At 64.1% G+C, this 1,059-nt stretch carries 1 pseudogene; it reads right to left on the reverse strand.

Annotated features, from left to right (window positions below):
- Nucleotides 1–1,059: pseudogene (locus tag ADK64_RS42560) on the reverse strand (beta-ketoacyl synthase N-terminal-like domain-containing protein); the annotation flags it as partial.

Below are 1,059 nucleotides of genomic sequence, written 5' to 3' on the forward strand. Positions count from 1 at the left end.
AAACCAGACCCACACCCTCGGCCCACGCAGTCCCGTCCGCACCCGCCGCGAACGACTTGCACCGCCCATCCGGCGCAAGCCCCCGCTGCCGCGAGAACTCCACGAAGCTACCGGGTGTGGCCATGACGGCGACACCGCCGGCGAGCGCGAGCGAACACTCACCGCTGCGCAGCGCCTGCATCGCGGAGTGCATCGCCACCAAAGACGACGAACACGCCGTGTCCACCGTCACCGCCGGGCCCTCGAAGCCGAAGGTGTACGCGACCCGGCCCGAGATGAAACTGCCCGCGTTGCCGTTGCCGAGGAAGCCCTCCAGCTCGTCGGGTACGCGCGTCAGTGTGGTGGCGTAGTCGTGGTACATGGCTCCGGCGAAGACGCCCGTACGACTGCCCTTCAGCGAGACCGGATCAATCCCGGCCCGCTCCAACACCTCCCACGACACCTCAACACCTCCCACGACACCTCCAGCAACAACCGCTGCTGCGGATCCATCGCCAACGCCTCACGCGGAGAAATCCCGAAGAACCCCGGATCAAACTCCCCCGCACCATGCAAAAACCCACCATGCCGAACCATCGACTTACCAACCCTGTCAGGATCCGGATCAAACAACCGCCCCACATCCCAACCCCGATCCTCCGGAAACTCCGAAATCCCATCCCGACCCTCAACCACCATCCGCCACAAATCCTCCGGCGAACCCACCCCACCCGGAAGACGACACCCCATCGCCACCACCGCGATCGGATCCTCCGACACCACAACACCACCCAAAACCCCCTCACCAACACCCACCTCAGCAACAACCCCCTCCCCCACCAACTCCACCCGCAAAAACTCCGCCAACACACCCGGCGACGGATAATCAAAAATCAACGTCGCAGGCAACCGCAGACCCGTCACGGCATTCAACCGATTACGCAACTCCACCGCCGTCAACGAATCAAAACCCAGATCACTGAACGCCTGCCCCGCACCCACACTCCCCGCACCCGCATGCCCCAACACCACCGCAACCTCACCCGACACCAACTCCACAAGATGCCGACGCTGCTCGTC

This window comes from Streptomyces sp. MMG1121 (genome assembly GCF_001280015.1).
Lineage (GTDB): Bacteria > Actinomycetota > Actinomycetes > Streptomycetales > Streptomycetaceae > Streptomyces.